The organism is Nocardiopsis sp. NPDC058789, from assembly GCF_042745575.1.
GTDB classification, from domain to species: Bacteria; Actinomycetota; Actinomycetes; order Streptosporangiales; family Streptosporangiaceae; genus Nocardiopsis; species Nocardiopsis eucommiae.
The window spans coordinates 97818-123811 of the sequence record NZ_JBHYOW010000011.1 but is presented as its reverse complement, the minus strand read 5'-3'; the positions used below and the strand labels follow the sequence as shown (position 1 = coordinate 123811).

Genomic DNA, 25994 nt, shown 5'->3' with positions numbered 1-25994 from the left:
TAATAGTAGGGATAAGGTGGTGATCCTCGGATCACCCGTACACGGCGTGGTACAGCTCCACGATCTCCTCGGCCCCGGGCACCCGCGGGTTGTTCCCGGGCGACCCGGAGGCCAGCGCCTGCTCCGCCATCAGCGGGGCCAGTTCCCACCAGGGCTCGGGACCGATCCCGTACTCGCGCGGGGTCGGCACCTCCAGCTCCTGGTTGAGCAGGCGCAGCTCCCAGACCAGGGCGCCCGTGGCCTCACCGGTCGTGCTGTCCGGGGCGGCCAACCCCATCGCGCGTGCGCAGTCGGCGTAGCGGTCGGGCGCGGAGGGCACCGAGAACTCCGTGACGGCGGGCAGGAGCATGGCGTTGGACAGTCCGTGCGCCACCCCGAAGTGCGCGCCGATCGGCCGGCTCATCCCGTGCACCAGGGCGACGCTGGAGTTGGAGAAGGCCATCCCCGCCTGGGTGGCGCCCACCATCACCGCCTCGCGTGCGGCCCGGTCGTCCGGGTCGGCGTACACGGTCCGCAGGTGGGCGAAGATCGTGCGCATCGCCTCGCGCGCGAACCCGTCCGAGACCGGGTTGGCCCGCGCGCTCACGTACGCCTCGATCGCGTGGGTCAGGGCGTCCACCCCGGTGTCCGCGGTCAGACGCGCAGGCATGCCCAGTGTGAGCTCGAAGTCCACCAGAGCCGCCCGGGGCAGCATCGCCAACCCCGCGCAGAGCATCTTCTCGCCGGTCTCCGCGTCGGTGATGATGCTGTAGCGCGTGCACTCCGAGCCGCTGCCCGCCGTGGTCGGCACCGCCACCACGGGCAGGGCGGGCGCGTCAGTGACCACGGGTGACCGGTAGTCGCGCATCCGCCCACCGTGCGCGCCCAGCAGGGCGACGGCCTTGGCGGTGTCGATGGGGCTGCCGCCGCCCACACCCACCAGGGAGTCGAAACGGCCCTCCTCCAGCGCCCGCACCCCCGCGTCCACCACGGTGGTCGTGGGATCGGGGACGGTGTCGGCGAACACTCCGGGAGTGAGACCCGCCCCCTCCAGGTCGGCCAGGAGCCGCAGGAAGAACGGCTGTCGCGCGACGAAGGGGTCGGTCACCAGCAGCGGACGGGACAGGCCGAGGGCGTCCAGGGTCCCGGCCAGTTCGGCCGAGGCCCCCGCGCCCACGCGGATGACCTGGGGCAGGACGATGGAAGCGGACACTGGGGGTACCTCCGGGGGCGGGAGCACGGGCTCGGTCGGGTGCCCCCGGGTGCCGGGGGTCGCGACGCCCGGTACCTACCCCCCTCTCCGGTTCGACTCCTCCCGGGCCGTACCGATTTCGTACCGACTCCGTCACGCACCGTCCCGGCGCGGACGGAGGGCCGGGCGCGTGGCCCGGCCCTCCCGCACGGTACGACGGCTGGCGGAGCGGGTCAGGCGTGCACGAGCGGGGTGTCCACCAGGTGCTCGGCCACGAACCAGGCCTGCAGCTCGTTGGTGCGGATCACGTCCGAGACCAGCACGTCGTTGGAGCCGTCGTCGCCCTGCTCCTGCACGCGCGCGGCGGCCTCGTGGGACTCCTCCAGGATCGACTCGTGCGCCTCCAGGAGCCGCGAGAGCATCGCCGGGACCTCCTCCACGCCGTTCGGCGGGCGCGGGATGCGGGTGAGCTCCGCGACGTGCCTCGGGTCTCCCACCGCCACCCCGCCCAGGGTCTGGACGCGCTCCGCCACGGTGTCGATCAGCTCCGTCAGCTCACCGGCGTGCTTGTCCATCAGCAGGTGCAGCTGGTAGAAGGTGTGCCCGCGCATGAGCCAGTGGTGCTTCTTGTACAGGTCGTGCAGGATACGGAGATCCGACAGCACCTGGTTGAGCCGCTGACACGAGTACATGCGCGCGTCGTAGGACAGACCGACCGGCAGCTGACGGACCGTCCCGAACTTCTGAATCTCCTCGCCCCTCTGGTGGAGCCACGGCTGGCTGTTGCGCGGCTTGGGTGTCTGGCTCGAACTCTGGTCGGCGGTGGTCACTGCGCGTCCCCCTCCGGGTCGGTGTGCTGCGTGGAACAGGAAGCTCCGCCAGCCAGTCTTGGTCACGGACCGTTGTCGGGAGAGAAAACGCACGCCATGTGGTGGCAAGGATTCAGACGGCACCCCGGTCGAAGGTCACGGGCAGCGCGAACAGACCGTGCATGATCATGCTCGGCCACCACCGCAGCTCGCTCTCGTCGACGGCCAGCCGCACGCCGGGCAGTCGTTCGAGGACGGCGGTGACCGCCAGCCGGGCCTCCACCCGGGCCAGCCGTGCCCCCACACAGAAGTGCGCGCCGTGACCGAAGGAGAGGTGCGATGCCTCGCGCCGTGGGTCGAAGACGTCCGGGGCCTCGTACCTTCGCGGGTCGCGCCCGGCGGCCAGCAGCGACACCAGGACCGGTTCGCCCGCCTCCAGCCGGACCCCGCCCACGGTCGTGGCCTCCGCAGGGAAGCGCCAGGTCGCGTTCTGGAGCGGGCTCTCCAACCGCAGCGCCTCCTCGATCGCCGGTCCCACCAGCGCCGGGTCCTCGCGCAGCCGCGCCAGCTCCTCGGGTTCGCGGAGCAGGAGCAGGAGCATGTTGCCGATCAGCGCGACCGTCGTCTCGTGCCCCGCGACCAGCAGCAGGAACGCCGTCGAGGTCACCTCGTCGCGCGTGAGCCCACCGGCGCGGTGGGCTTCCACCAGGTCGCCCAGGAGGTCGTCGGAAGGTGTGCGCAGCCGGGCCTCCACCAGCTCACCCAGGTAGGCGTCGAACCAGTCCGTGGCCGCGCCGATCGCCTCGTGCTCGTCCGGCGAGGAGGAGTCGATCACCGCCGCCTGGCGGTGGAACTCGGGCCGGTCCGGCTCCGGCACCCCGAGGATGTCGCAGATGATCGCGATGGGCAGCGGGTAGGCCAGGTCGCGCACCAGGTCCGGTTCCGCCTCCTTCGCCAGCGCGGTCACGAGTTCACCCGCGATCCGTTCGGCGCTCTCCTCCAGCGCCCGCACCCGGCGCGGGCTGAACGCCGCGCTGGTCGCCCTCCGGAGCCGGGAGTGGTCGGGGGCGTCCACGTTGACCATGCTGCGCACGAGGCTGGGCCGGTGGTCGAAGGGCAGACCCAGACCGGCGCGGTACCAGGTCTCGTCGGCGCGGCGGGGGTCCTTGAGCATGGTGGGGTCGGCCAGCACCGAGCGGGCGTCGTCGTACCGGGTCACCAGCCACGCCCAGGCGCCGCCGGGGAGGTCGACGCGGTGGACGGGGTCGTGCTCGCGGAGCCACCGGTAGGCCGGGTGGGGGTCCGCCTCGAACTCGGGTCCGTGCAGGGCGGGGGGTGTGGGGGGCATACGCCGGTCCCTCCTCGTGGGTGCGGTTCCCCCGTCTCCTACCCACCCGAGCGCCGCGGTGGCGCGGGGGCGGTCAGGGGGACACGGCGCAGGCCGTCTCCAGCACGAACCTCGGCCAGGGGCGGTGCGGGTCGTGGCCGGTCAGTTCACGGACCCGCCGCAGTCGGTACCGCAGGGTCTGGGCGTGGACGTGCAGCGACTCCGCCGCCGTCGTCGCCGCGCCGGTACGGAAGTAGGCGCGCAGCGTGTCCAGCAGGTGCCGGTTGTCGTGGGCCAGCAGCGGCCCCAGGACCACCCGGCGCACGGTCGTCGGCGCGACCCCTCCTCCGTTGAGCAGTGCCAGCACGTGGGCGTCGGAGTCCCGCAGTAGCCCGTCCGCGCCGAAGGCGTGCGGGGGAGCGGTCTCCACGGCGCCGTCCGCCAGCCGGTACGCGGCGGACAGGTCGGCGAGCCCGCGCGGTTCCAGGGCACAGCCCCGCCACCCCCGGGCCACCAGCGCCGCCGTGACCCGCTCGGAGTCCCTGGGAGCGGCCAGGACGACCACCCGTCCCGAACGGGTCGTCACCAGGGGGTCCGTGCCGCCCGCTGACGCCTCCGCCACCAGTTCGAGACCGACCGCCACCGTGACGTCCTCCGGGCGCGCGGGCTCGGCGACCACCAGCACTGCCGGGTCGGGCGGTGCGATGCCCAGGGTGCGCGCCCGGTCCCGGATGGCGCCCTGGGAGGCCTGGCGGCCGATCAGCAGATCGTCGAGGAGAGCGCGCCGGGCGCGTTCCCGGTCCGCGTCCAGACGTTCGGCGGCCTCGGCGTGGCCGGTCTCCAGACTCTCGGAGATCTGGTCGAGGGAGGTCAACCACAGTTCGCTCAGAGCGAACACGTCGGCGGCGTCGAGCCTCGCGCCCGCCCGCTCGCGCAGCGACCGCACAGCCGTGGCCGAACCGACCCGGTGCGCACGGACCACGGCACCGATCGAACGCCCGTCGGCGGCCCGGGCCCGCCCGATCCCACGGAGCCGCTCCACGTCCTCCGGAGGCAGCCGGAGGGCGCCGCCCACCCACAGCTCCAGGGACCGGGTGACCAGCCAGCCGGTGATCGCCCGGACCTCGGCCAACTGGGAGCCGTGCAGCGCCCGGTACGCGGGGACCTCCGCGTAGACCTCGGAGACGATCCGCTCGACCAGTCCGGCCCGGTCGCGCTCCAGCTCGGCGCTGACCCGCGCGCGCTCCTCACGCCCCATGCCCCTCCTCCGACCCCCTCCGCCGTCCCCCGGCCCGCGGCCGCGTCCCTGGCGTGGGCGGGCAGCCTATCGCCCCCTCCGGCGCCCGACCCAGACCGACCATCCGGGTAAAAACCGTGCACATGCGCGGCGCAGCCTCAGAGCCCGACCTCCGCTGACATGGCAGTATGCGCACACAGGCCCGGGAGAGAGCACGAGTCCAACACCGAGCGTCGGCGTGCCGGGCGCGCCGGTCACACACCGGTCGGCCGGGGGAACGGCCGGGCCGGACGGGGAGTACGGGGGATGAGGACGATGACGGTTCCCGGCATCGCGCTGAACAACGGGCTGCAAATGCCGCAGCTGGGTTTCGGCGTGTGGCAGGTGCCCGACGACGCCGTGGGCGAGGCGGTCTCGCACGCCCTCGAGACGGGCTACCGCAGTATCGACACCGCCGCCGCGTACGGCAACGAGGAGGGGGTGGGCGAGGCGCTGCGCCGGTCGGGGCTCCAGCGGGAGGACGTGTTCGTCACCACCAAGCTCGCCAACTCCGACCAGGGCTACGACGCCGCCCTGCGCGCCTTCGACGCCAGCTCGGAGCGGCTCGGCGTGGACGTGGTGGACCTCTACCTCATCCACTGGCCGCTGCCCGAACGCGACCTCTACGTGCCCACCTGGAAGGCGCTGGAGCGCCTGTACGCGGAGGGCCGTGCCCGCGCCATCGGCGTGTGCAACTTCAAGCAGCCGCATCTGGAACGGGTCATGGAGGAGGGCGGGATCGCTCCCATGGTCAACCAGATCGAGCTGCACCCGCTGCTCTCCCAGGAGAAGACGCGGGCCTTCGACGCCGACCACAACATCGCCACGGAGGCCTGGAGCCCGTTGGGGCAGGGCGAACTCCTCCGTCACCCGCTCATCACGGAGATCGCCGAGGAACTCGAACGCACGCCCGCGCAGGTGCTGCTGCGGTGGCACGTCCAGCTGGGCAACGTGGTCATCCCGAAGTCGGTGACGCCCGAGCGCATCACATCCAACTTCGAGATCTTCGACTTCGAGCTCTCGGAGGAGGACATGGCGCGGATCAACGGCCTCGACGAGGGGCACCGGTTCGGACCGGACCCGGACGCCTTCGACGGCGACTGAGCCGCGCGGCCGACCGGTGGCCGGTGGCGGCGCGGCCCAGAGCGGCTAGCGCAGCTCGCGGAGCCTGCGGGCACCGGCCAGGGTGGCGTCGATGCCGTCGCGGCGCACACGGGCGACGTACACGCCGCCGCCGACGAAGATCGCGAGGAAGAGCCCGACCACAGCGGTCAGGGCCAGGACGGACAGCACGGAAGAGATCATGCGGTCATGGTAGCCGCATGTCGGACGACGCTCTCCCCGGGGGAGTCCCGGGTGCGCGCCGAGCGAGACGGAGGGTCCGCCGATGGACCAGACACCGCACGAGATCATCAACCCGCTCTCCCTTCCCGACCCCGTGGGCTACGCACACGCCCTCGTGGTGACCCCGGGCCGCACCGTGTACGTGGGCGGACAGACCGCCCTGCGTTCCGACGGGGCGCTGACCGGCGACTCGCTGGTGCAGCAGTTCGACCACGCGCTCGCCAACGTGGTGGAGGCGCTGCGGACGGCGGGCGCCGAGCCCGCCCACGTGGTGAGCATGCGCGTCTACACCACCTCCATCGGTGTCTACCGGGTCAACCTCAGGACGCTCGGTTCCGTCTACCGACGGCACATGGGCCGCTACTACCCGCCGATGGCCGTCCTGGGCGTCACCGAGCTCCTGAAGGAGGGCGCGCAGGTCGAGTTCGAGTGCGTCGCGGTGATCCCGGACCCGCGTGACAGCGCCGAGCTGGCCGGGGAGGGACCCATCGGTCTCGTGGAGGAGGTCGACGACCCCTTCGTGGACGGCCCCGGAACCGACGAGCCCGGGGAACCCGAGAGCGCGCGACACTGACCCGCGCCGGGCCGCGCCCCGACCACCAGGGTCGGGGACGCGCCCGCCCGGTCACCGTTCCGGGGACCGCACCAGGAGCACCGCCACCACGCACACCCCCATCCCGGCGAGGGCACCCGCGCCCACCGGCTCCCCGAACATCAGCCACGTCCACACGAGTGTGGTGGGTGGCGTCAGGTAGAGCAGCGCCGACACCCGCGCCACGCTGGTCCGGGCCAGGTTGACCCAGTACAGCCCGTAGCCGCCCAGCGTGGACAGCAGGACCACCCACGCCACCGCGGCCCAGAACCCCGGAGCGGCGGGCGGGGCCAGGGTCCCCGTCGCGGCGGCCAGCCCGGTGAACAGGACCGCGCTCACCGCGCACTGCACGGCCAGCGCCTCCACCAGGCTTCCGCCGGGACGTGTGCGCCGTTCCACCAGGGTGGCGGCCACCAGCGAGAGCATGGCGCCGAACGGGAGCGCGTACGCCCACCAGGGGGCGGATCCGGTTCTGAGCAGGTCCGCGCCGACCACCATGGCCACGCCGACCAGGCCCACCAGAAGCCCGAGCACCTGGCGTCCGCGCACCCGCTCCCCGAGCAGGGGGAGGGCGAGCGCGGTGGCCACCATCGGTTGGAGGGCGGCGACCAGAGCACTGGTCCCGGCGGCCACTCCCGCCTCGGCGGCGGCCACCACCCCGTACAGGTACCCGGCCTGGGCCAGCACTCCGAGCACCGCGTGCAGGGCCAGGTCGCGGCCGCCCATCCGGGTTCCCCGCCACAGGCACCAGGCCACGAGCAGCCCGCCGACGACGAGGAAACGCCAGGCGAGCAGGGTGGTGGCCGGGGCCTGTCGGGTGCCCAGCTCGGCCCCGACGAACCCCGAGCTCCACATCACGACGAGTCCGGCGGCCAGCAGGAAGGGGATCAGGGGGCGGGAGGTCGTTCGGGTCCGTGTGCGCTCAGCGGTGATCTGCATGCCGCACACGTAAACACACCGGTCGGTATACTCACAATGTAGTCACCGAACCCAGGAGGAAACGATGACCGGCATCACCGAGGCACCCCGGCTCACCCCCGCCGCGCGCCGCGTCCTGGACGTGGCCACCGAGCTCTTCTACACGCGGGGGATCAACACCGTGGGCATGGAACTGGTAGCCGAGCGCGCCGGGGTCACCAAGAAGACCATCTACGACCGGTTCGGTTCCAAACAGCGGCTGGTCGTCGCCTACCTGCGCGCACGTGACGCCCGCTGGCGCGACTTCCTCGCCGCGCACCAGGACCCGGACGCCTCACCGCGTGCCCGGATCGGGGCGACCTTCGAGGCCCTGGACGCGTGGATGCGGCAGGAGAACCAGCGCGGCTGCGCCATGGTCAACGCCTACGCCGAGCTCTCCGACCCCGAGCACCCCGGCCGCGCCGTGGCCGAGGAACAGAAGGGGTGGCTGCGGGACCTGTACACCGACCTCGCCCGGGAGTGCGGGGCGACCGCCCCCGGGACGCTGGGCTCCGTCCTGGCGATGCTGCACGAGGGAGCCGTCGTCGCGCGCAACGTCACGGGGGAGGCCGACGCCGCCCTGACGGCGCGCGCGGCCGCCGACACCCTCCTCACCGCCCACGGGGTCCCGGACGCCTAGAGGTACCCCAGCCGGGAGAGTTCGTGGCGGGCCACCTCGTGCACGTCACCGTGGTCCCCGCGGGTCAACCGCTCCCGCCACGACCCCACGCGCCACGAGTGGTCGGTCAGGAGTTCGCTGGCCGGGACCCGGGCGCCGGTGAACTCCAGGAGGCGCTCGGCGGTCTCGATCTCCTGCCCGTGCACGTCCTCGTAGCGCAGGGTCATCAGCTGCTCCGGGCCGATCTCCTTGCGCAGTCGCGCGGACATGCGCACCGCGCCCCGCCAGCGCATCGCGCACTTGGTCGCCACCGACCCGTCGGTGAAGTCACCCAGATCCGACTCCTCCTCCAACCCGAAGAAGTGGTTGGGGAACTCGTGGTCCAGCTTCATGAAGCTGGGTTTGAGCCAGGCCAGCGACCGCTCGTCCTCCATCATGTCCGCGACCACGTCACGGCCGTCGCGGATGATCTGGACGAAGCGCGCGTCGGGGAAGGCGGCGTGCAGTGCGCTCGCCGAGTACAGGAGGTCCGGGCTGGCGTCGCCGTAACGGCGCGCAGCAGCGCTGTGCTCGCAGGGTTCGGCGGAGGCGTTGGCCGGTACCCGGGCGCCGGGCCCGGGGCACCTGGGGCAGGTCAGGGGGGTGAGATGCCAGATCTCGGCGTAGGCCTCGCGCAGCAGGGTCGCGGTGCCCGACACCTTGTCCTGTGCCAGGGAGGGGCGCCTGGCCACGGCGTAGACGGCGTTGAGCACACCGGGGGATCCGGCGCCGATATGGAAGCCGGGCGCGCGGGCCAGGGCGCGGGCGATCACCGGAACCCCGGAGTGGGGGGCGCCGAGCACGAACACCGGGCGCTCGACCTTGGTCCCGTTGACCACGAGGATGTAGGAGGGCTGCTTCATGATTGTGTCGTATTTTTGCACCCTTTGCCCTCCTCGTGTGCATCGGCTGGGGCCTGGTGGCACCCGCCCCACACGTTCCCCGAGGTTAAGGGCAGGATCGGTCCGGAAAGCGCCGTGCTGGGCCAAGACCGGGGAAAGCCGTGCAAAGACGCTGTAAGAATGGGGTATGGCCTCGATGACCGACGACACCACGCCGTTCGCCGACCCGGACGGGTTCGAGCACGCGGCGGACCTGCTCGCCTCCGCGCGGCGCGTCACCGTCCTGACCGGCGCCGGAGTGTCCACCGATTCCGGCATCCCGGACTTCCGTGGCCCCCAGGGGCTGTGGACCACCGATCCCGACGCCGAGGCGATGTCGGACATCGACAGCTACATGGGCGACGTGGACGTGCGCCGCCGCACCTGGCTGGCCCGCCGCTCCCACCAGGTCTGGAAGGCCGAACCCAACGCGGCCCACCGCGCGCTGGCCGACCTGGCCGCCGCCGGGCGCCTGCACGCGCTCGTCACCCAGAACATCGACGGCCTGCACCAGCGCGCCGGGGTGCCCGAGGACGAGGTCATCGAGGTCCACGGCACGATGCTCCGGGTCATGTGCATGACCTGCGGCCTGCGCACCCCCAGCCCGGAGGTGCTCGATCGCCTCGACGAGGAGTCCGACCCCCGGTGCCCGGTGTGCGGGGGCATCCAGAAGACGGACACCATCTCCTTCGGTCAGCGCCTGGACCCCGAGGTCATCGAACGGGCCGCCCAGGCCGCCCGCGAGTGCGACGTGTTCGTGGCGATCGGCACCTCGCTCACGGTCCACCCGGTCGCCGGGCTGTGCGACGTCGCCATGATGGGTCGGGCCGCGCTGCTCGTGGTCAACGCCGAACCCACCCCGTACGACGACTACGCCAGCGCGGTCCTGCGCGATCCCATCGGTGACGTCGTCCCGGCCCTGGTCAGGAGGGCCCTGGCGGACTAACCGAGACCGTCCGGGGGCGGCCCGGCCGACCCACCGGGGTGCTCGAAGGGCTCGGCCAGGCCACCGGGATACCCGAAGGGGTCGTCCCCCGAGGCGGCGGCCCGGCCGATGGGCACGGGCCGGGACGGAGGCGTGTCCCGGGGCCCGTCCATCGGTTCGTTCTCCAGCCGGCCCACGAACCGGAGCAGTTCCCGCCTGAGCCGCTGGAAGGAGTCCCACACCGCCGGGGGAGTGGCCTGTCTCCTGACCATGCCGCGGAGCGCCTTCTGGACCATCCGGGACAGCGCGAGCCGGGAGTCCGGGCTCAGCTGGTCCGGCCAGGACCGCAGGTCCTCCACGGCCTGCCGCAGCACGGTGAGTACCACCTGGTCGGGTTCGTCACGGAAGATGAGGCGCGAGTAGCTGCTCAGACGGTCGGTGACCAGGGTTTCCGGGATCTGGTCGATCGGTTCCAGGCGCAGGCGCAGGACCTCGTGGGTCTCGACCCAGGACTTCTGGTCTCCGCTGGTGTACCAGGTGCCCAGGTCGTCGGAGACGTAGCGCAGGTACGGGGTCAGCAACAGGGCCATCCGGGAGGCCGTGCCGTTGGCGCGCATGGCCGTGGAGCGGAGCAGCCGCGAGACCACCGTCGAGTAGGGGACCTCCACCTCATAGGGGTTGAGGGTCGAGGGATCCCCCGGGGAGTCGGCGCGGAGTTCGAAGCCGACGCACTCACCGACGTTCACGGGTTCGCCGTGGTCGCGAGTGAGGGCGCTGAACGGGCGTTCGCCCTTCCAGTAGCCCAGGTGGCGCATCCGCATGAAGTCGACGATCCCGAACCACTGGGTGGCGGACAGGGCACGCCAGAGGGCCACCGTTCGCCGCCAGGCGCGCCAGGGGTCGTCCGAGTCCGGATAGAGGCTCTCCAGGGGCACCGGCTCCTCGCTGACCAGGATCAGGAGGGTGACCAGGTTCGCGGTGTAGCGCGCCTCCCGCGAGGTGACGGGCATCCGCAGGGGTTCGTACCCGGGGAACGAGCGGTTGGCCGCGGGGAAGGGCGCCTCCTGGAAGAGCTCCAGGAGGAGTTCCCGGAACTCCTCCCGTAGCGCGGGTTCCTCCTCCAGCCGACGGGTCAGGAGCTCGTCCAGGAAGGTCACCACCCGGTCCCGGCCCGCGTAGGCCGCGAAGGACGCCAGCGCGTACAGCTCACCGTCGTCCAGGTGCAGGGCCCGGCTCCGCCTCCGGGACACCCGGGCGCGGTCCTCGACCAGTTCCTCCAGGGCCGCGACCACCATGCGGGCGACCAGGTACTCACCGAAGGTGGCGTGCAGGAACTCGAAGGCGCTGCTGGTGCCGTCCGTGGTCCGGGACCGCGCCTCGTGGACGAAGAAGAACCGTCCCAGCACCTGGTGCGCGGGGGCGATCCGGCCGTGGAGGTCGGCGTCGTCGGGGTTCTCCGCCGCCTCGGGCATGAGGACGGCCAGGTCCTCGTCCAGTTCCTCCGCGCGTACGCTCTGGCGCCCCCGGGCGAACATCGCCATCGCGGCCACCTCCAGCCGCCGCAGCTCGTCCTCGATCGCCCGGTCGAGGTCACGACCGCCCAGATGGGGCCGGTGCTTGTCGACCTCGCGCCGGGCGAACATGGTGAGCAGCCGCTCGTACAGCTCACCGTGGGAGAGGTCGTCCGAGGCGTCGAGCAGTGCGTTGCCGTGGGCGTCGTAGATCAGCAGCATGATCAGGAGGAGGGGCTGCTCGGCGAGGTCGCGGTAGCGGAGCACCGCCTCCGGGGTGAGCGGTCTCAGCTTCGCGGACCCGAAGGCGCGGGTGTTGGCGCTGGTCCACACGGCGAGCATCTGCTCGATCTGGGTGTCGTCGAAGGCCTCCAGACGGATGATGGTGGTCAGCGGGGGGAACCGGGTCCGGTCCGCCACCAGCGTGCGGCTGGTGACGATCACGACCACCGGCTGTCCCAGGGCCTCCTGGCGCTGCTGGAACTCCTGGACCCGCTCCAGGTAGTCGGAGCGGTCCACGCCGGTCGCCTGGAGGAGTTCGTCGAAGCCGTCCAGGATGATCACCGGCAGCGCGCCGTCGGCGTCGTCGGCCAGCTCCCGCCAGGAGACGCTGGCGTGCAGGTCCGCCCGGAGCCCGTCCTCGATCTGGACGTGCAGGGGCGCGTTGGGGCTGACGGCGCGCAGCTCCACGCGGATGGGGAGGAAGTCCTCCGGCGGCAGCTGGGCGGCGAGCATCTCGGTGAACTTGGACTTGCCCGCGCCGGGGTGGCCGAGGATCACCGTGGGGTACTCGGTGGCCCGGGGATGCGTGATCAGGGAGGCCACGATCGTCTGGAGGTCGTCCTGGACGGGAAAGTCCTGCCACCAGGCGTCACTGGCCGCGTTGTGGGTCTCGTGCGCCATGGTGACCCGCCCGCGTGGCGGGATGTAGGCCGTGCGGAGGGAGGGCAGCACCAGCCCGGCCGGTGCGTCGTCGGAGCGCAGGATCGGCCGGTTGAGCACCGCCTGGTAGGAGGCGGTGAGTTCCTGCCTCCTCCGGGTGACCGGACGCGTGGAGCTGATACGCGCCAGCTGTTCGTGCAGGTCGGACAGGCCGGTGCCGATCTCCTCCCGGGTCCGTTCGTGCTCACTCGTGTGCAACCACATGCCGAACTCGGGGATCTCGGCCCCCAACCGCCGGATGTTCTCGTCCAGGCGGCGGGGGGCAACCTGGGCCATGGCGCTCCTGAACTTCCTCATCAGGTGGTGTTCCCAAGTGATTCCGTGCCGCTCGACGACCGCGAGAGCGCAGAAGAAGTCGCTGAGATGGGCGGCCACGCCCTTCATGTATTCCGCCGTCACCGTGCCGCGTTCCCTCCGATGGCCGGAGTGGGTGATCGGGAAGGACGGTCGTGGACCGGGGAGCTCCAGCAGACGCGCGCCCAGGAGCGCGAACTGCTCGTCCGACGTGATCTCCAGGTCGTCCAGCCCGAAGGGCATCCCGACCCGCGTGAACACCTCGTCGGCGGCCTCGAAGACGGAGGTGACCACCAGGATCTGGTGGGCGGCCTGGATCTTCTCGGACCGGGTCAGTCGGCTCTCCCCACGGAGCCTGCCGCCCAGCCCCTCCAACAGCTGGCGGCCCTTGCTGACCAGGGCGCCGCGCATTCCGAACAGGTCGGGGACGCCCACCAGACCCAGCCCGCCGTCGGCCACCTTCTCCGCGAGGTCCAGTGCCTCCGAGTCGCCGCCGCCGAGAATCCTGAGCGCGTCACTGTAGGTGAGCCGTTTGGCCATCGGTGCCTCTTCCACGTCCGGGGGTGTCTGGGGGCGGGAACGCGATCGGACCCGACACCGGGGGTGGCATCGAGTCCGCACGTCAGAAGGGGTTGCGCGAGTATGGGGTTGTCCGTCGCCGAGCGCCCGCGGGGGCGGACGCTCACGCCCGGTGGGACGTCCTAGGGCAGCTGCCAGTTCACCGGTTCGGCGCCCTGTTCCCGGAGCATCTCGTTGGTCCTGCTGAACGGCCTGGAGCCGAAGAAACCGTTGCGGGCCGAGAGCGGGCTCGGGTGCGCGGACTCCACGCACGGGATGCCCGGCATCATCGGGCGCAGGTTGCGGGCGTCGCGGCCCCACAGGATCGACACGAGCGGCTTGCCGCGCTCGGCCAGGGCACGGATGGCCTGCTCGGTGACGGCCTCCCAGCCCTTGCCACGGTGCGATCCGGCGTTGCCCGGAGCCACCGTCAGGACCCTGTTGAGCAGCAGGACGCCCTGCTTCGTCCACGGCGTGAGGTCGCCGTTGGAGGGCATCGGGGTGCCCAGGTCCTCGCCCATCTCCTTGTAGATGTTGCGCAGGCTCGCGGGGAGACGGACCTCCGGCGCCACGGAGAAGCTCAGCCCGACGGCGTTCCCGGGGGTGGGGTAGGGGTCCTGGCCCACGATCAGCACGCGCACGTCGTCGAAGGGCTGTTGGAACGCACGCAGGACGTGGTCCCCGGCGGGGAGGTAGGTGCGGCCCTCGGCGACCTCCTGGCGGAGGAAGTCGCCCATAGCGGCGATCTGCGGGGCGACGGGCTCCAGCGCCTTCGCCCAACCGCTGTCCATGATCTCGTGCAGGTCCTTGTTCGGCATGGCCAGAACACTAGTGGCAGCCGCGGACATCCAGACCCGTTTCGGCACCCGGAACCGTCACACCCGCGTCACGGCTACGCGGCGCGCGTGGGCAGGGGCGGACCCGCACCCGCCATCGACCCAGGTGGGAAAGGAGCGGACGGAAGCCACGGGGCTCCCTCTGTCGACACGCACGGGAACGCCCCCGCGCCTGGGCGCGGGGGCGTTCCCGGGAAGGACCACCTAGTCGGCGCGCCAACCGCCCTGGCGGTCCGCGAGGTTGAGCGCCGTGGTCACCAGGGGCACGTGACTGAAGGCCTGCGGGAAGTTCCCCACCTGGCGGCCGCCCCTCGGGTCCCACTCCTCCGCGAGCAGACCCACGTCGTTGCGCAGGGACAGCAGCCGCTCGAACAGCTCCCGGGCCTCGTCCTGGCGGCCGATGGACAGCAGGGCGTTGGCCATCCAGAAACTGCACGCCAGGAAGGCGCCCTCGTCGCCGGGGAGCTGGTCGGCGGAGTTCTCCAGGTCCGTGCGGTAGCGGAGCACGAAGCCGTCCACCATCAGGTCCTCGCGGATCGCCTCGATGGTGCCGACCACGCGGGGGTCGTCGTACGGGAGGAACCCGACCTCGGGGATGAGCAGCAGGGCCGCGTCCAGCTCCTTGCTGCCGTAGTACTGGGTGAAGGTGTTGCGCTGGGGGTCGTAGCCGTACTCGCACACCTCCGCGTGGATGGTGTCGCGCAGGGCCCGCCACCGTTCGATGGGCCCCTCGGTGCCGAACTCCTCGATGCTGCGGACCGCGCGGTCGGCCGCGACCCAGGCCATCACCTTCGAGTGGACGAAGTGCTGCCGGGGGCCGCGCACCTCCCACAGGCCCTCGTCGGGCTCGTCCCAGCACCACTCCAGGTAGTTCACCAGGGACCGCTGGAGGCCCCACAGGTGCTCACCGCCCTGGATGCCCGAGCGCCGCGCCAGGTGCAGCACATCCATGACCTCGCCGTACACGTCCAGTTGGTACTGGCCCACGGCGGCGTTGCCGATCCGGACCGGGGCGGAGGACTCGTACCCCGGAAGCCACTCCGCCTCCCACTCGGTGAGGCGGCGCTCGCCACGGATGCCGTACATGATCTGCATCAGCTGCGGTTCGCCGGCGACGGCGCGCGCCAGCCACTCGCGCCAGGCCATGGCCTCGTCCGTGTACCCCGAGCGGATCAGCGCCTCCAGGGTGATGGTGGCGTCGCGCAGCCAGCAGTACCGGTAGTCCCAGTTGCGGACCCCGCCGATCTCCTCGGGCAGGGAGGTGGTGGGCGCGGCCACGATCCCGCCCGTGGGGCGGTAGGTGAGGCCCTTCAGCGTGATGAGGGAACGCACCACCGCCTCACGGTAGGGGCCGTCGTAGGTGCACTGGTCCACCCACTTCTCCCAGAAGCGCTCGGTGCGGGAGAGGGCCTTCTCCGCGTCCAGGTGGTCGGACTCCTCCACCTGGGAGGGGTGCCAGGTCATCACGAACGGCACGCGCTGTCCGGCCGTGACGTCGAAGGTGGTGTCGTGGGTGAAGTTGTGACCCTTGAGGGCGACGGGGGCGCTGAGCCAGATCGCGTCGGGACCGGCGATGGCGACGAGTTCGGTTCCGGCCCGGTGCATCCACGGGACGACGTGCCCGTAGTCGAAACGGATGCGCATGGTGGTGCTCATGCGCACGGTGCCGCTCAGCCCCTCCACGATCCGCACGATGTGCGGGGCACCGCCCCGGGGCGGCATGAAGTCGATGACCCGGACGGAGCCCGTGTCGGTGTCCCACTCCTGCTCCAGGATGAGGGTCTCGCCCCGGTAGTGGCGCCGGTCGGCCTTCTCCGCCCCGTCGGCCGGGCGCAGGGTCCAGTGCCCGTTCTGTTCGTCGCCCAGGATCGCGGAGAAGCAGGCCGAGGAGTCGAAGTCGGGAAGGCACGCCCAGTCGATGGACCCGTCCCGCCCGACCAGCGCGGCGGTCTGCATGTCGCCGATCATTGCGTAGTCCTCAATCCAGCCGGGCACGCGGCTCACCCCCAACACGTCGTCTTCGTCTGTGCGGTGGCGTGAGCCGCCCCGTCGCCACGGGGAGCGTCGCCTCCGCGCGCACGCCCGTGTGCGCCCCTCGTCGGGGACCCGTCGCCCGACCCTCCGGATCGGGGCGCCGTTCCGGTCATGTCTCCCCCCGGACCGCCCGCAGCTGCCTCGTACCCGGTTATGTGCCCAGGCGCGGGCAGGCGAAAAGGCCGGTTGTGGAAAGGACCCGTCCCCCACCGGTCACCGCGGTCCCCATCTTCCATGCTCCACGGGGGCCTGGCTACGGGTGGATGCACGTGCATCCGGGCGTGCGGGAAGTATGTCGCGGTATGGGTGACTTCCGTCGGGGAGAAGTTATGACGCGGTGATCAACGGGAGGTGACGGGACGGCTAACGGCCCGACGGGGCGGGACTTTCCGGCTTTTCCTCGGGCATGCGCAGCATCGGGAGGAACACCTGCGCCAGGGGTCCGATCGTCACCATGAACACCACCGTCCCCACACCGACGGTGCCGCCGAGCAGGAACCCGGACAGCGCCACGGTCACCTCGATGAGGGTGCGGGCCCGCCGGATCGACAGCCCGCGCGCGGCCAGCCCCGTCATGAGGCCGTCACGGGGTCCCGGGCCCAGCCCCACGCCGATGTAGAGGCCGGTCGCGATCGCGCACACCAGGACCCCGGACGCCAGGAGGACGATCCTGACGCCCAGTGCCTCGGGCGCGGGCAGCAGCCAGAGGGAGAGGTCCACGGACGCGCCGACCACCACCACGTTGCTCAGGGTGCCGAGTCCCGCCCTCTGGCGCAGCGGGATCCACAGCAGGATCAGGAGGGCGCCGACGATGACGCTCCAGGTGCCGATCGACAGGCCGGTCTGGAGGGACAGCCCCTGGTGCAGCACGTCCCAGGGCATGGCGCCGAGGTCGGACCGGAGGAGCAGGGCGCCGCTGAGCCCGAACAGGTAGAGGCCCAGGTAGAGCTGTGTGAGGCGGCGCAGCCGGGGGCGCGGCAGGACCGGGGTGATCAGCACGCGTCGGACCAGGGCAACCACGGGGCTCGGGGTTCGTTCGGACAAGGCCGGCCTCCACTTTCACGCGGACGCGTGAAGAGATTCATGGGGTGATTGGATGACCATCCGCAGAGGGGGCCACATCGGTATCGTGGCTCAAGTGGTGCTCGGATTGAAGAGCCAATCCCGGCAACTGGCCCGATTTCTCCCCCGGCGAGGTGAATCCCATGGCGAGGCAGCGCACCGACCACCCCCGGACCGGTGGTGGCACACGGCGGATCAACGGTCGGCTGCTCGCCCGGCTGATCGGTGAGGCCCCGGTCGAACGCCCGTTCTACCTCGCGATCGCCCGCGCCGTGAGCGGGCTGGTCCTGGACGGTCGGGTCCCCACGCACACCCGGCTGCCCGCCGAACGCGACCTCGCCACCGCGCTGGGAGTCAGCCGCAACACGGTCACCGCCGCCTACGCCTGGCTGCGGGAGAACAGCTTCCTCGACAGTCGGCAGGGCGCGGGCAGCTGGACCGTCCTGCCCGACTCCGGGACCCGGGGTCCGGCGCCCTTCGTCCCCGCCGCCGAACAGATCGACCTCGGCGTGGCCGCGCCCCCGGCGGTCGACGGACTGCGGGCCGCCTCCTTCCACGCCTCCGAACAGCTCGCGGCCCACGTGGGTGGGATCGGGTACTACCCCTACGGTCTCCCCGAGCTGCGGCACGCCATCGCCCGGCGGTACGTCGAGCGCGGGCTGCCCACCACGCCCGAGCAGATCTTCGTCACCAGCGGCGCCCAGCAGGGAGTCACCCTGGCCATGGAACTGCTGGTCGACGAGGGGGACGAGGTCCTGCTGGAGTCGCCCACCTACCCGCACGGACTGGACGCGGCCCGACGCAACGGCGCCCGCGTCCGCACGACCGGGGTGACCCCGCAGGGCTGGGACATGGAGTACCTGGTGGACGCCTTCCGGCAGCGCCGACCCTCGGTGGCGTACATGATCCCGGACTTCCACAACCCGACCGGCGCACTCATGGACGACGACGAGCGCCGGGTCCTGGTCCGGGAGGCCCGGCGCGCGGGCAGCCACCTGATCATCGACGAGTCCGGGGCCGAACTGGCCATCGACTCCGGGGACCTGCCCGCCCCGGTGGCCGCGTACGACACCGACGGGCGCGTGCTGACGGTGGGCTCGGTGGCGAAGCTGTTCTGGGGCGGACTGCGGGTGGGGTGGGTCCGGGCGACCCCGCCCATGGTCACCCGGATCATGGCGATCCGTCAGCGCGTCGACCTGGCCGGGTCGGTGCACGACCAGCTCACCGCGACCCACCTGCTCTCCGACGTGCTGCGTATCCGGGCCGAGCGCAGCCGTCAGCTGCGCCGCAACCGGGACGCGCTCCTGTCCGCGCTGCGCGAGCGCCTGCCGGACTGGCGGCCCAGCGTGCCCGGGGGCGGCCTGGTGCTGTGGGCCGCGATGCCCCAACCGGTCGCGACCGCGCTGTCGGAGGCCGCGATCCGGCACGGGGTCCACCCGGCGGCCGGGCCGGTGTTCGGGGTGGACGGCACCCTGGAGCGCTATCTGCGTCTGGCCTACACCCGACCGCCGGACGTGCTGGTCGACGCCGTGGACCGGCTGGCCGCGGCCTACGCCGAGACCCTGGCCCACCCCTCGCAGCCGCGCGGGCAGCTGTACGTGTGAGCTCCCACCGGTCCGGTGGTCGGGTGCGCTCCGCTCGGTCAGACGGCGAAGCGCCGCGCGAAGCGGACCACCTCGTCGATCACCTCGTCGCGGTTGGTCTCGTTGAACACCTCGTGCCGCGCGCCGGGGAAGACGCGCACGGTGACGTCCTCGCCCGCCACCGCCTCGATACCGACCCTGGTGTCGGACAGCGGCACCAGCCGGTCCTCGTGGCCGTGCACCCACAGCAGGGGGAGCGAGCCGAGACTGCCCGCGGCGTTGCCCCGCTTCATCTCGGTGAGCAGGGCGTTCACGGTGGCGCGCTTGAACGGGCCGTGCCAGACGAGTGCGTCGGCCACGTAGGCCGCGCCGACGGCCGGGTCCCGGGAGAGCGTGGCCGGGTCGATGGGGGCGTCCGGGATCACCTCGGCGGCGGCGATCTCCTCCAGGGCGGACCAGCGGCCCAGGACCGGACCGGTCAGCGCCAGGGCCTGCACCGCGCCCGGGTTCACCTGGGCGTAGCGGGTGGCGATCAGGCCGCCCATGGAGTGGCCGACCATCACCAGGGGGAGGCTGCGGTAGGCGGTGCGGGCCTGGGTGACGACGCGGTGGACGTCCTCGACCACCCCCGCGTAGTCCTCGATGAGCACTCTCTCCCCGGAGGAGCCGCCGTGGCCCCGGTGGTCGGCTCCGTAGACCACCGCTCCGGCGGCGCACAGGTCCCGGGCGACCTGGTCGTAGCGGCCCAGGTGTTCGCCGTAGCCGTGCACGAGCACGGCCAGCCAGGTCGGTTCGCCCTCGGTCGGGGCCCAGGCCCGCGCCGCCAGTTTCCCGGAACCGTCGGGTCCGCCGGCCAGCCCCCACTCACGTGTGCTGATCACCGTGTCCTGCCTCCTCGTTGCCGCTGCCGTCTGCGACGATCGGGTGGTCGCCGCCGGAGTGGTCACCCTAGAACATCCCGGGTGCACCGCCGGGGGACGTGGCGGGGGCCGTGGCCGCGGTGCGCGTTTGGGGTATCGGTCGGATACGGCGGTGTGATCTCGTGCGAGTTGCCGAAATATGCCAAATGGTGCGATCGATACGACTTGCCGTGAAACTGGATCTTCTACGCTTATGACGGGGTACCCCTCCCGTGGGGCGTACCCCGAGCTTTTCCCGACAGCCAAATCCGGACTGGAGAGGAGGATGACGCTCGTGCTGGCTGACTCCTATGGCCGCGTGGCGACGGACCTGCGTGTGTCGCTCACCGATCGGTGCAACCTCAGGTGTACCTACTGCATGCCGCCGGAGGGACTGGAGTGGCTTCCCAAACCCGAGCTGCTCACGGACGACGAACTCCTCCGCCTGATCCGCATCGGGGTCACCCGCCTGGGGATCGACGAGGTCCGGTTCACCGGTGGTGAACCCCTGCTGCGCCGCGGCCTGGTGAACATCGTCGCGGGCACCACCGCCCTCAGCCCCCGCCCGCACACCGCGCTGACCACCAACGGGATCGGGCTCGCCCGGACCGCGCCCGCCCTGGCCGAGGCCGGGCTGGACCGGGTCAACGTCTCCCTCGACACCCTCGACCCCGTCGTCTTCGAGAAACTGGCCCGGCGCCGCCGCCTCCCCGACGTCCTGGACGGGCTCGCCGCGGCCGCGAGCGCCGGACTCACCCCGGTCAAGGTCAACGCCGTGCTCATGCGCGAGGCCAACGACCACGAGGCCGCCGACCTCCTCCGCTTCTGCGTGGAGCACGGCTACGAGCTGCGCTTCATCGAACAGATGCCCCTGGACGCCCAGCACGGCTGGCGCAGGGACACCATGATCACCGCCGACGAGATCCTGGCGCGGCTGGAGGCCGAGTTCGACCTCGACGCGGCCGACGCCGACACCCGGGGCAGCGCCCCCGCCGAGCTCTTCCGCCTGCGCGGCCAGAGCTTCCCCAACGGCGAACCGGCCACGGTCGGGGTGATCGGTTCGGTCACGCGCCCGTTCTGCGGCGCCTGTGACCGGGTCCGGCTCACCGCCGACGGCCAGATCCGCAACTGCCTCTTCGCCCGGGAGGAATCCGACCTGCGCACCCCGTTGCGCGAGGGTGCCACCGACGACGAGATCGCCGATCGCTGGCGGGCCGCCGTCGCCTCCAAGCTGCCCGGCCACGGCATCAACGACCCGAGCTTCCTCCAGCCCGCCCGCCCGATGTCCGCCATCGGCGGCTGAGCCGCGCCGGCCGCCAAGGGGGAGCTACCGGGATAAACCGGTTGCCGTCCTCCCGCTGCTCTGACTTGATGTTCCGGGGCACCGACACCGGAGAACGCCGGTGCCCCGGGGCGGGAACGAGAGAACGGGAGGTCCCCCATGCCCTACACCGAAGTCCCCGGCGACCTGGTACCGATCCGCATGTGGGCCGATCCCGGGCAGGTCGAGTCCGCCGCCATGGTCCAGCTCCGCAACGTCACGCGCATGCCCTGGACGCACGGCCTGGCCGTCATGCCCGACGTCCACTACGGCAAGGGGGCCACGGTCGGCTCCGTCATCGCGATGCGTGACGCCGTCAGCCCGGCGGCCGTGGGCGTCGACATCGGCTGTGGCATGACCGCCGTGCGCACCGGCCTGACCGCCGAGCGCCTTCCCGACGACCTCCGGTCCCTGCGCTCGGCCCTGGAGGCCGCCATCCCGGTCGGCTTCCACGCCCACGACGAACCCGTCGACCCCACGCGGGTCCCCGGGCTGGGCGGTACCGGCTGGGACCGCTTCTGGGAGGGTTTCGACGGGCTCGCCTCCGCCGTGCACCCCCGGAACGCACGTGCCCGGCGCCAGATGGGAACCCTGGGCGGCGGCAACCACTTCCTGGAGGTGTGCCTCGACGACGACGGGGTCGTCTGGATGGTCCTGCACTCCGGCTCCCGCAACATCGGCAAGGAGCTGGCCGACCACCACATCACCCAGGCGCGGGCCCTGCCGCACAACCAGGACCTGCCCGACCGCGATCTCTCCGTGTTCGTGTCCGGGACCCCCGAGATGGACGCCTACCGGCGCGACCTGTTCTGGGCGCAGGACTACGCCCGCCGCAACCGCGACGTCATGATGGCCCTGGCCTGCCAGGTCCTGGCCGAGCGCGTCCCCGGCACCACGTTCGAGCAGCGGATCTCCTGCCACCACAACTACGTGGCGGAGGAGACCTACGACGGCGTGGACGTGCTCGTCACCCGCAAGGGGGCGATCCGCGCGGGGGCCGGGGAGTTCGGCGTGATTCCCGGGAGCATGGCCACCGGGACGTACATCGTCAAGGGCCTCGGCAACCCCGCCTCCTTCAACTCCGCCTCGCACGGCGCCGGACGCCGCATGAGCCGGAACAAGGCCCGCAAGACGTTCACCCGCGCGGACCTCGTCGAACAGACCCGGGGCGTGGAGTGCCGCAAGGACCTCGGCGTCGTGGACGAGATCCCCGCCGCCTACAAGGACCTGGAGTCGGTGATCGAGGCGCAGACCGACCTCGTCGAGGTGGTCGCCCACCTGCGCCAGGTGGTGTGCGTCAAGGGGTGAGCCCCCGCCCTCACGGCGGTCGCCGCGTGCGGCATGCTGGGAGGGTGACCGAGAACCTCGACGCGGTGGTGCTGGCAGGGGGCGCGGCGACCCGTATGGGCGGCGCCGACAAACCCGGCCTCACCGTCGCGGGACGCACCCTGCTGGAACACGTGGTGGGCGCCGTGCGCGCCCACGCACCGCACGCGGACGTGGTCGTGGTGGGACCCGAACGCGACAGCCCCCGTGCCCGCTACGTCCGTGAGGACCCTCCCGGCGCGGGCCCCGTCCCCGCCCTGCGGACCGGCCTGGCCCTGGTACGCGCGGAGCGCGTGGCGCTGCTCGCCGCGGACCTGCCCCACCTGGCCCCGAGCCACCTCGCCGACCTCCGTGCCGCGCTCCGTGGCGGCGAGGCGGGGGAGGCCCACGGGGCGGTGTTCGTGGACGCCACCGGCCGCGAGCAGTGGCTCACGGGGGTCTGGGACACCGCCGCGCTGCGCGCCGCCCTGGACGACTACACCGGACGCTCGCTCCACCGACTGCTCGGACCCCTCGACCCCGCACGTGTACCGCTCACCGGCGCCCCCGAGGAGTTCGACGTGGACACCCCCGAGGCCCTCGATCGCGCCCGCGCCGCCTGGACCCCCGGGGATTCGGGGCGGAGCTGACCGCCTCGAGAGGGCACGGGTCGGGAACGGCACGTGAGCCACGGGAGCGGCCCCGGACCGAGACGCGCGGCGCCGTCACGAGGCGGTCCGGCTGAGGGCCTGGAGCACCGCCGCTGGACAGCGGGTCAGGGGCGGGCGCCGGGCCCGCCCGCGCCGTCCTGACCGGCGTCGTCGCCCCCCAGGAAGTCGGCCATCGGCACGGTCTCCCGCAGGAACCCGCGCAGGCCGAGGAAGTTGGCGAGGTACTCGCGGTGCTCGTCGCAGGCCACCCACACCTTGCGGCGGTCGGGGGTGTGCAGCTTGGGGTTGTTCCACACGAGCGCCCACTCGGCGGGAGCACGGCAGTCCCTGCGCGAGCAGTGTGTGTCCGGTGCGGTATTACCCAATGCAGGCCCCCAGGCGACAAAGCGGATTTGGTGGTCAAGCCCCGGCCACCATCGGGTATTCCCGCCAGCCGGATGCGAACAAAAGGCGACGCCGGGTGGTTACGGGGGCAAACCACCCGGCGTCGCGCGATGTTTCGACGGGGGCTCGAAACATCGTCCCGCGCTTCGACGGGGGACCGAAGCGCTAGACCCAATGTACACCGACGCCCCCCGGGGTACGTCAAGAGTCAGTTACGACGTTGTCTCGGGACAGTCCCGCCAGGGCGGGCACTCAGGCCCAGGTCAGGTCTTGTCCGACACTTCACCCGCCGTTCCGGGGCCCTTCCCCGACCCCATTCCCAGGTCGGAACCACTGCCTCGTTGGCCAAGCGCGTCCCAACCGGGGCCAAAGTCCTCAGAAACAATCAGCAAAGTCCACCGATCCGTTCTCCGGAAAGGTTCCTGGAGTAAATCGAGGGCCCCGTGTGGCCAGTGGGGATTGAGGGCAGGCAGGGAGCGGGGCCGCGTCGCGAGGCCCCAGCCACCGACTACACAGGGAGTCACCCATGACCGGCCACACCTACCGCGTCACGGAGATCGTCGGAACCTCTCCCGAGGGCCTCGACCAGGCGATCCGCAACGGCATCCAGCGGGCCTCGGCCACGCTGCGCGGGCTCGACTGGTTCGAGGTCACCGAGGTCCGGGGCCACATCGAGGACGGCGACGTCGCCCACTTCCAGGTGGGCCTGAAGGTCGGCTTCCGGTTGGACGACTGACCTCCCCGCCGATCCGGGAGCGGCGACACGTTCGACGGGGGCGAGGGGCCGGGCCCCGGGGGTTCGGCCCCGGGGCCCCGTGGCACGGTCAGGAACCGTCGTCGGGGTCCGGGCCGCGCAGCACGTCCACGTGCACGTGGTCCAGGTGCCGCAGGATCTCGTTGTCGGGGTCGGCCTCGTAGTGGCGCCAGCCCATCGACGGGTACCGGGTGCTCCAGATCTTGTCGTCGAAGATGATCACGTCGATCTGGTAGTCGGGCGCGTGCGCGATCAGCCAGTGCGCCAGCAGCCACCCCTCACGGCGGTTGTCCTCGTTGACCGGCCGGTAGAAGACGTCGAGCGCCCGCCCCTCGTAGTGGGCGGAGCCCTCACCGTGGCCGGTGTCGTACCCGCCGGCCACGAACCCGCCGATCTCGGTGTCGGCGAAGTCGTTCTCGATCCCCTTCTTGAGGGCCTTGGCGCGCGGGGTCAGTCCCGAGCCGAGCTCCTCCTCGAACTCGACCTCCTCGCCCGAGTAACGGCAGCTCATCGAGGGCCCCGCGTCATCCGCGGGCCCGTTCACCAGGACGTCCATGACCTCGACGGGGATGTCGTCCACGTCGGGTGCGGAGATGGGCGCGTCGTCCCCCTGAGCGATCACGGCCGCCGCGGTGCTGGCCCGCTTGGCCTCGTCGCGGTCGAGCCTGACCTGGTCCTCCCCGGTCCACACCGAGCAGTCCGGACCCCACGGCGTGGACGTGGGAAAGCTCCGGCTCTGGTTGGCCACCACCCACTGGGTGCCCAGCACGGCGATCACGGCCAGGACGGCCAGCGCCGCCACGGACAGGATCAGCCCGTGCCATCGTCGGTGGACCCGGGAGGCCCCGGGAATTCTGTGGGTCATGCACTCCGCCCCTCCACGCCGGGGGACGGGACGGCCGTGTCGCCGTCGTCGTCCCGGCGCCCGTCACTGTCCGGTCCCCTCGCAGACTCCTCCGTCTATGGGACACAACGGGAACAACTCTCATTCCCGGCAGTGACACGGATCAAGCGTGCGGGGTCGTTCCGGGTACGAGGGTCGCGCCGGTCACCACACCGACCACAGGACCATCACGCCGCCCAGGAGCAGGGTCAACGCCCACACCCGGTCCATGGTCACACCCTTCCAACGCAGCGCGTGCACGCCGAGGAAGTCGTGGGCGATCAGCGCCGCCACCCCCGCGGCCGCCAGCATGGCCAGCGAGTGCACCCCGGTCGCGGCGAGTCCGAGCAGGGTGGCGTCCCACAGGCTCCACGCCCCCTCGGCGGCCTGCGTCGCTCCCGCCGTGGCCGCGGCGGGGGCCTCGGAGCCACTCGCGCCCGAGGCCCCGTGTCCCGCGTGGCCTCCGCCCTCCACGTGGGTGTGGTCGAGCCGCCCCGAGAGCACCGGCATGACCATGAGTCCGGCCCCGTGCGCCGAGGACATCAGGAAGGACCAGGCGGTCAGCTGCCACAGCGACAGGCGCACGTCCCGCCAGTGGAAGTGCTGGCGCGACAGGAGGATCACCAGTCCCAGCAGCACGATCACCCCTCCGCCGAGGACGGGGAAGAGCACCGACGCGGTGGACGACCCCGTGACGGTGATCGCCACCGCCGCCACGGCGACGCTGGCCGCGTGCCCCGCGGCGATCGCGGGAAGGGCCGTGAGCACCTGGCGGCGTCCGCCCTCCTGGAGTCCCCTGCTGACGGCGAGCAGCCATCCCATGCCGGGGTGCAGGCCGTGGAAGGCACCCAGGGCGACGAGAGTCCAGAGCTGCGCTGTGGTCACCGCGTCAGGTTCACACGCCCTCGGGGGCCGGACAACGGTTCGTGGCCAACTGTCCGACAGTGGTCACCCTGTGTCGTCGGGGTTTGCCGGAACCCCCCAGGGGCATCGGACCGTGAGCGACGCGGAGGTCAC

Annotated in this window: 24 protein-coding genes; 9 read left to right on the top strand and 15 right to left on the bottom strand. The window is 71.9% G+C overall.

Annotated elements, in window-relative coordinates:
- Positions 1-31 precede the first annotated feature (31 nt).
- The 4 genes from ACFW3L_RS17925 to ACFW3L_RS17910 all read right to left on the bottom strand — a co-directional run bounded on the left by ACFW3L_RS17925 (position 32) and on the right by ACFW3L_RS17910 (position 4565).
- Positions 32-1192 (bottom strand): iron-containing alcohol dehydrogenase, encoded by a 1161-nt coding sequence (locus tag ACFW3L_RS17925; RefSeq protein WP_378741777.1) that lies wholly within the window; start codon positions 1190-1192, stop codon positions 32-34.
- 212 nt (positions 1193-1404) lie between these two features.
- On the bottom strand, positions 1405-2001 hold the full coding sequence (locus ACFW3L_RS17920) for a Dps family protein (RefSeq protein WP_378741775.1): 597 nt from the start codon (positions 1999-2001) through the stop codon (positions 1405-1407).
- Between the two features lie 112 nt (positions 2002-2113).
- Positions 2114-3328 carry a cytochrome P450 gene (locus tag ACFW3L_RS17915; RefSeq protein ID WP_378741773.1) on the bottom strand — a complete coding sequence of 405 codons (1215 nt, stop codon included), beginning with the start codon at positions 3326-3328 and terminating at the stop codon, positions 2114-2116.
- Positions 3329-3401: 73 nt separating this feature from the next.
- Entirely contained in the window at positions 3402-4565 is a 1164-nt protein-coding gene (locus tag ACFW3L_RS17910; RefSeq protein ID WP_378741771.1) for a PucR family transcriptional regulator, read from the bottom strand.
- Between the two features lie 294 nt (positions 4566-4859).
- On the opposite strand from ACFW3L_RS17910, the gene ACFW3L_RS17905 reads away from it, so the two are divergent.
- Positions 4860-5687 (top strand): aldo/keto reductase, encoded by an 828-nt coding sequence (locus tag ACFW3L_RS17905; protein ID WP_378742075.1) that lies wholly within the window; start codon positions 4860-4862, stop codon positions 5685-5687.
- 45 nt (positions 5688-5732) lie between these two features.
- Here the strand turns inward: ACFW3L_RS17905 and ACFW3L_RS17900 are convergent, their stop codons facing one another.
- Positions 5733-5888, bottom strand: coding sequence for a hypothetical protein (locus ACFW3L_RS17900; RefSeq protein ID WP_352388736.1), 156 nt, complete (start codon positions 5886-5888; stop codon positions 5733-5735).
- Between the two features lie 82 nt (positions 5889-5970).
- Between ACFW3L_RS17900 and ACFW3L_RS17895 the strand changes: the two genes are divergently transcribed.
- Complete coding sequence (locus tag ACFW3L_RS17895) at positions 5971-6501, top strand: RidA family protein (protein WP_378741769.1); 531 nt, start codon at positions 5971-5973, stop codon at positions 6499-6501.
- Positions 6502-6552: 51 nt separating this feature from the next.
- On the opposite strand, the gene ACFW3L_RS17890 is transcribed toward ACFW3L_RS17895, so the two are convergent.
- Positions 6553-7458 carry a DMT family transporter gene (locus ACFW3L_RS17890; RefSeq protein ID WP_378741767.1) on the bottom strand — a complete coding sequence of 302 codons (906 nt, stop codon included), beginning with the start codon at positions 7456-7458 and terminating at the stop codon, positions 6553-6555.
- 64 nt (positions 7459-7522) lie between these two features.
- On the opposite strand from ACFW3L_RS17890, the gene ACFW3L_RS17885 reads away from it, so the two are divergent.
- The gene (locus ACFW3L_RS17885; RefSeq protein WP_378741765.1) at positions 7523-8116 is read left to right on the top strand and encodes a TetR/AcrR family transcriptional regulator; all 594 of its coding nucleotides are present in this window, start codon (positions 7523-7525) and stop codon (positions 8114-8116) included.
- Here ACFW3L_RS17885 and ACFW3L_RS17880 read toward each other — a convergent pair.
- Complete coding sequence (locus ACFW3L_RS17880; protein ID WP_378741763.1) at positions 8113-8997, bottom strand: sulfotransferase family protein; 885 nt, start codon at positions 8995-8997, stop codon at positions 8113-8115. The two genes, ACFW3L_RS17885 and ACFW3L_RS17880, sit on opposite strands and share 4 nt — an antisense overlap.
- A gap of 166 nt (positions 8998-9163) precedes the next feature.
- Here ACFW3L_RS17880 and ACFW3L_RS17875 point away from each other — a divergent pair, with 166 nt between their 5' ends.
- Positions 9164-9961 carry an NAD-dependent deacetylase gene (locus tag ACFW3L_RS17875; RefSeq protein ID WP_378741761.1) on the top strand — a complete coding sequence of 266 codons (798 nt, stop codon included), beginning with the start codon at positions 9164-9166 and terminating at the stop codon, positions 9959-9961.
- On the opposite strand, the gene ACFW3L_RS17870 is transcribed toward ACFW3L_RS17875, so the two are convergent.
- The 4 genes from ACFW3L_RS17870 to ACFW3L_RS17855 form a co-directional block, all read right to left on the bottom strand.
- Complete coding sequence (locus tag ACFW3L_RS17870; RefSeq protein WP_378741759.1) at positions 9958-13227, bottom strand: NACHT domain-containing protein; 3270 nt, start codon at positions 13225-13227, stop codon at positions 9958-9960. The genes ACFW3L_RS17875 and ACFW3L_RS17870 overlap by 4 nt on opposite strands.
- 161 nt (positions 13228-13388) lie before the next feature.
- Positions 13389-14063, bottom strand: coding sequence for a uracil-DNA glycosylase (locus tag ACFW3L_RS17865; protein ID WP_378741756.1), 675 nt, complete (start codon positions 14061-14063; stop codon positions 13389-13391).
- Positions 14064-14285: 222 nt separating this feature from the next.
- A complete protein-coding gene (locus tag ACFW3L_RS17860; protein ID WP_378742073.1) occupies positions 14286-16091 on the bottom strand; it encodes a glycoside hydrolase family 15 protein in 1806 nt (601 codons plus the stop codon).
- Positions 16092-16478: 387 nt separating this feature from the next.
- Positions 16479-17159: a YitT family protein gene (locus tag ACFW3L_RS17855; protein ID WP_378741754.1), complete on the bottom strand. Its 681-nt coding sequence runs from the start codon at positions 17157-17159 to the stop codon at positions 16479-16481.
- Positions 17160-17320: 161 nt separating this feature from the next.
- Here ACFW3L_RS17855 and ACFW3L_RS17850 point away from each other — a divergent pair, with 161 nt between their 5' ends.
- Positions 17321-18781: a PLP-dependent aminotransferase family protein gene (locus tag ACFW3L_RS17850; protein WP_378741752.1), complete on the top strand. Its 1461-nt coding sequence runs from the start codon at positions 17321-17323 to the stop codon at positions 18779-18781.
- A 38-nt stretch (positions 18782-18819) separates the two neighbouring features.
- Here ACFW3L_RS17850 and ACFW3L_RS17845 read toward each other — a convergent pair whose 3' ends face one another.
- The gene (locus ACFW3L_RS17845; protein ID WP_378741750.1) at positions 18820-19641 is read right to left on the bottom strand and encodes an alpha/beta hydrolase; all 822 of its coding nucleotides are present in this window, start codon (positions 19639-19641) and stop codon (positions 18820-18822) included.
- A 313-nt stretch (positions 19642-19954) separates the two neighbouring features.
- On the opposite strand from ACFW3L_RS17845, the gene moaA reads away from it, so the two are divergent.
- From moaA to ACFW3L_RS17830, 3 genes are all read left to right on the top strand, one after another.
- A complete protein-coding gene (gene moaA, locus ACFW3L_RS17840) occupies positions 19955-20962 on the top strand; it encodes a GTP 3',8-cyclase MoaA (protein ID WP_378742070.1) in 1008 nt (335 codons plus the stop codon).
- A gap of 138 nt (positions 20963-21100) precedes the next feature.
- On the top strand, positions 21101-22288 hold the full coding sequence (locus ACFW3L_RS17835) for an RtcB family protein (RefSeq protein WP_378741748.1): 1188 nt from the start codon (positions 21101-21103) through the stop codon (positions 22286-22288).
- 44 nt (positions 22289-22332) lie between these two features.
- Positions 22333-22935 (top strand): molybdenum cofactor guanylyltransferase, encoded by a 603-nt coding sequence (locus ACFW3L_RS17830; RefSeq protein ID WP_378741746.1) that lies wholly within the window; start codon positions 22333-22335, stop codon positions 22933-22935.
- Between the two features lie 125 nt (positions 22936-23060).
- Here ACFW3L_RS17830 and ACFW3L_RS17825 read toward each other — a convergent pair whose 3' ends face one another.
- A complete protein-coding gene (locus ACFW3L_RS17825; RefSeq protein ID WP_378741744.1) occupies positions 23061-23321 on the bottom strand; it encodes a hypothetical protein in 261 nt (86 codons plus the stop codon).
- A gap of 545 nt (positions 23322-23866) precedes the next feature.
- Here ACFW3L_RS17825 and ACFW3L_RS17820 point away from each other — a divergent pair.
- Positions 23867-24076: a dodecin gene (locus ACFW3L_RS17820; protein ID WP_378741742.1), complete on the top strand. Its 210-nt coding sequence runs from the start codon at positions 23867-23869 to the stop codon at positions 24074-24076.
- A gap of 88 nt (positions 24077-24164) precedes the next feature.
- Here the strand turns inward: ACFW3L_RS17820 and ACFW3L_RS17815 are convergent, their stop codons facing one another.
- Together ACFW3L_RS17815 and ACFW3L_RS17810 are read right to left on the bottom strand one after the other, a co-directional pair.
- On the bottom strand, positions 24165-24959 hold the full coding sequence (locus ACFW3L_RS17815; RefSeq protein WP_378741740.1) for a hypothetical protein: 795 nt from the start codon (positions 24957-24959) through the stop codon (positions 24165-24167).
- A 183-nt stretch (positions 24960-25142) separates the two neighbouring features.
- A complete protein-coding gene (locus ACFW3L_RS17810; RefSeq protein ID WP_378741738.1) occupies positions 25143-25862 on the bottom strand; it encodes a cell wall anchor protein in 720 nt (239 codons plus the stop codon).
- Positions 25863-25994: the final 132 nt, after the last annotated feature.